The 4,058-nt window shown below is 69.8% G+C and carries 5 protein-coding genes; 1 reads left to right on the top strand and 4 read right to left on the bottom strand.

The window, feature by feature from the left end; translation table 11 throughout:
- The 3 genes from VM306_RS41215 to VM306_RS41205 all read right to left on the bottom strand — a co-directional run.
- On the bottom strand, positions 1-251 hold a 251-nt coding region (locus VM306_RS41215), incomplete at its 3' end, for a response regulator (protein WP_325525244.1).
- A gap of 81 nt (positions 252-332) precedes the next feature.
- Complete coding sequence (locus tag VM306_RS41210) at positions 333-1,226, bottom strand: tetratricopeptide repeat protein (protein ID WP_325525242.1); 894 nt, start codon at positions 1,224-1,226, stop codon at positions 333-335.
- A 29-nt stretch (positions 1,227-1,255) separates the two neighbouring features.
- A complete protein-coding gene (locus VM306_RS41205; RefSeq protein ID WP_325525239.1) occupies positions 1,256-2,209 on the bottom strand; it encodes a MerR family transcriptional regulator in 954 nt (317 codons plus the stop codon).
- Between the two features lie 168 nt (positions 2,210-2,377).
- On the opposite strand from VM306_RS41205, the gene VM306_RS41200 reads away from it, so the two are divergent.
- Positions 2,378-2,674 carry a WhiB family transcriptional regulator gene (locus tag VM306_RS41200; RefSeq protein ID WP_325525237.1) on the top strand — a complete coding sequence of 99 codons (297 nt, stop codon included), beginning with the start codon at positions 2,378-2,380 and terminating at the stop codon, positions 2,672-2,674.
- Between the two features lie 343 nt (positions 2,675-3,017).
- Here the strand turns inward: VM306_RS41200 and groEL are convergent.
- The coding region (gene groEL / locus VM306_RS41195; RefSeq protein ID WP_325525234.1) for a chaperonin GroEL at positions 3,018-4,058 on the bottom strand (1,041 nt) is incomplete at its 5' end.

The following is a 4,058-nucleotide window of genomic DNA, read 5'->3' as shown; positions in this document are numbered from 1 at the left end:
GGTGCTCCGAAGACGATGACGTTTGCCTGCGGATTCGCGGAGACGAGCCGACGGGTAGCTTCAACCCCGGTCGGGACGGCGCGCTGGGTTCCCACCAGGACGACGTCGACCGGCTGCCTTGAAAAGCGAGCCAACAACTCGTCACCGTGCGCTACGCAGTCGATGCGGCTAACCCCGGGGACAGCCGACATCACGCGGGTGAGACCCTCCCGCACACTGCGCCGGTCGTCGCAAATAAGGACCGTGGTCACGGGGACTCCTTTCCTGCAGCCGAGTGACGTTCCATCTCCCCTATCGGACGCTGAAGGCCCGACCTTGACACGATCTGGTGCTTAATCCGTCAAGAAGTTCGTCCGTGGGTCTGCGTTCGGGGGTTCCCCGGAACGGAGCAGCCCCGTCGGCATCCACGGGGAGTCGTGGGCGACCCGGCGACTGACGGGATCAGCTCTCCGCAACACGCAGCTCAGAGCCTCCGCCGCCCGCTCGACGGCGTCCGCGCCCGTCGCCGCGAGCCGGCCCGCCAGGACGAGCGCGCTCGGCCAGACCAACGGATGCAGCCCCTTTTCTACACTGTGATTTAGCTCACACCGTACTAGTTTACTCCCTCTTTTCAGGCCGTCGGGTGTCCCCCACACGACCAACGAGGTGCCCAGGACGAGCGCCGACTTGAGCTCGTGGCGCAGCGCCTTCCTGCTCGTCGCCACCCCGTGAGCTTCCTCGGCGGGTGCGACGGCGGCGCGCGCGTTGTCCGACGCCAGCTCGATCTCCGCGGTCACCCAGCCGCGCCGGACCCGGCCCCTCCACGACGTCGTCTCGACCCGCGCGAGCAGCCGTCGCGCTTCCGCCAGCCGTCCGGCTCCCAGCGAGTCGGCGGCGAGGCCGAGCAGGGCGTCCGCCCTGGCACCGGCCGCGTCGACCCCGTCCCGGTCGTCGCCACCCGAGGACCGGACGCGCGCGAGGGCGGCGCCGTCGAGGGCCCGTGCGAGGTGGTGCGCGCCCAGCTGGCGGTGGTGGGACGCACGGGTGGAGAGGGAGAGGGAGGCGATCACCGGGTCGGAGTCGTGGCGGAGCACGTCCAGCACGGTCGCCGCGGCGGCGTAGTGGCCCTGGCCGCCGAGCACGACGGCGGCCAGCCAGCGGGCTCGCGAGCTGGAGGACGCCAGCGCGGGCCAGACGGGGAGATCGGGTGAGTCACCGAACGCGGCTCGGCGCAGCTCCTCTTCCATGAGGAGGAGTCTGCCGCCGGCGCCGGGAGTCAGGTCACCGCGCTCTCCACGGCGGCGACCGCGGCGGCGAGGTCGTCCACGCGCTCGGCCGGCGCGGTGACCACCCCGCGACGCCATCCGGGTCCGCCCACGAACACCCGCACCTGCTGGCGGGTGCGCGGCAAAGCGGTGATCACCCCCGGATCGGCGTACTGCGGCAGCTGCGCCCACAGCACCACCGCGGAGGGCGCGGTGCGGCGCACGGCGGAGGTCAGCGCGTCCATCGGCAGCGCCGCACCCAGTTGCCGGACGACCACGCCGCGGTGCGCCAGCTCGGCGGCCAGTGGATAGAGAGGAAGGTTGTGCCTTTCCTCCGGCATGCACGCCAGCAGCACGGGCCGATGGTTGCGCCCGAGAGTGACGAGCGGCGTCGCGCGCACGAATGCCGCGAGCACGCACTCGTTCAACAGGTGCTCCACCTCGACGCCGGTTCCGGACAGCTGCCACTTCGCGGCGACGGCGGTGAGCACGGGGCGCACGACCTCATTCCACGTCGCGATCACTCCGTCGGACGCGAGCGAGTCGGCGAGCATTCCCTGGACGGCGATGGAGTCCATCGCGACCGCGGCCCTGCCCAGTCCGCGCGCCAACCGGGACGCCCCCGGCATTTTCAGGCCGCGGCCACCACCCGATGGGCTGACGGGAACTTCGCCGTGCGTCATCGAGGATTTCTCCTCGAGCGCGAAACGGGCCGCCTCGGACGGAGACGCGCCACGAAGAAGAGCGTGTTGCATCAATTCCAGCCGAGCGACGTCGAGTGGCCCGTACTTCCGGTGCCGCCCGATGGTGTGGCCGCTCGGACCGAGGCCGTAGCGGCGGTCCCAGGTGCGCAGCGTCGCGGGTGCCACACCGAGCCGCCTGGCCACCGCGGCGACTGGGAGGAGGGGTTCACCCGTATGACCACCGGCGGGTCCGTGCTCCGGCTGGGTCATCACGGCAGCCATCGTCCGTTCACCTCATCCGGGCGGCAACTCCGGGCGGTGCGTGATCGAACACGCGTGCCGTCACCCATCAGTTGATAAGGGTCTTCAGCCTCTTGAACAAGCTTTGACGCGGTTCTACGGTGGATCATCATTAAGCCGAATGGAGCAGTCGTCACGGAGGCGGTCTCGATGGCGGACACCCGAAGGCTCCCCGGTCCCAACGCAGATTTGTGGGACTGGCAGATGCGAGGTTCGTGCCGCGGCATGGACAGCGCGTTCTTCTTCCACCCCGACGGCGAACGGGGTCCGGCGAGAGCACGGCGGGAAGCTCGCGCCAAGGCGGTCTGCCTCGCCTGCCCGGTGCTGGAGTTGTGCCGCAAACACGCGCTGGCCGTGCAGGAACCCTACGGAATCTGGGGCGGGCTCTCGGAATCGGAGCGCGACAACATCATCAAGGCGCGCAAACGCCAACTGACAATGGTCTGAACACAAAACCGGGTCGGCACCAAACGATTGGTGCCGACCCGGTCTTTGGAGCCAGAACCGCGCGCGCACACTCAGCGAACGCAGTCCACTACCGCGAGTTCACGCCACGAGCCCAGATTCGGGTTCACGCCGCGAGTTGGCTTAGCGGGTTCACGCCGGTCGTCCACGCACAGCTTTCGCGAGTTCGCGCCGGTCGTCCACGCACAGGTTTCGCGAGTTCGCGCCGGTCGTCCGGTCACCCGCTCGCACCGAAATCGGCGAAGCCCATTTCGGTGCGAGCGAGTCGGCCGGACGGCCGGCTTCCCGGCGAACTCGCCGTCCCGCCGGAGGCGGGACAGACAACTCAGTGCCCGTGGCCGTGACCGTGGCCGTGTCCGGCCGCGGCGGAGGCGGGCTCGCCCACCTTCTTCTCGACGATGGCGCTTTCGGTCGTGAGCACCATGCGCGCGATCGAGGCGGCGTTCGCGACGGCGGAACGCGTGACCTTGACCGGGTCGATGATGCCCTGCTCCAGCAGGTCGCCGTACTCGAGCGAGGCGGCGTTGATGCCGAAGCCCCAGTCGCCCTCGCGGACCTTGTTCACCACGACGGCGCCCTCGAGGCCGGAGTTCGCGGCGATCCAGAACAGCGGCGCGGACAGGGCCTTCGCGACGAGCGAGACACCCGTGGCCTCGTCACCGGTGAGGTCCAGGCCGCCGTCCAGCACCTTGGAGGCGTGGACCAGCGCGGAACCACCGCCGGGCACGATGCCCTCCTCGACCGCGGCCTTGGTGGCGGCGACCGCGTCCTCGATGCGGTGCTTGCGCTCCTTGAGCTCGGTCTCGGTGGCGGCGCCGACCTTGATCACGGCGATGCCGCCGGAGAGCTTCGCGAGGCGCTCCTGGAGCTTCTCGCGGTCCCAGTCGGAGTCCGTGGCCTCGATCTCGCGGCGCAGCTGCTCCGCGCGGCCGGCGATGTCGGCCTTGGTGCCGCCGCCGTCGACGATCGTGGTGTCGTCCTTGGTCACGACGACCCTGCGGGCGGAACCCAGCTGGTCGAGCGTGGTCTCGGACAGCTTCAGGCCGATCTCCGAGGAGATGACCTCGCCGCCGGTGACGACCGCGAGGTCGTCCAGGAACGCCTTGCGGCGGTCGCCGAAGAACGGCGCCTTCACGGCGACGACCTTCAGGGTCTTGCGGACGGCGTTGACCACCAGCGTGGACAGGGCCTCGCCCTCGACGTCCTCGGCGATGATCAGCAGCGGCTTGCCGGACTCCGCGACCTTCTCGAGGATCGGGAGGACGTCGGCCAGCGCCGAGATCTTCTCGCGGTGCAGCAGGATGCGGACGTCTTCGTAGACGGCCTCCTGCGCCTCGAGGTCGGTCGAGAAGTGCGTCGACACGTA

Origin of the sequence: Lentzea sp. (assembly GCF_035525475.1) — a bacterium.
Classification (GTDB): domain Bacteria; phylum Actinomycetota; class Actinomycetes; order Mycobacteriales; family Pseudonocardiaceae; genus Lentzea.
Note: the sequence above shows the minus strand (reverse complement) of the source record. Positions and strands in the feature narration are given on the sequence as shown.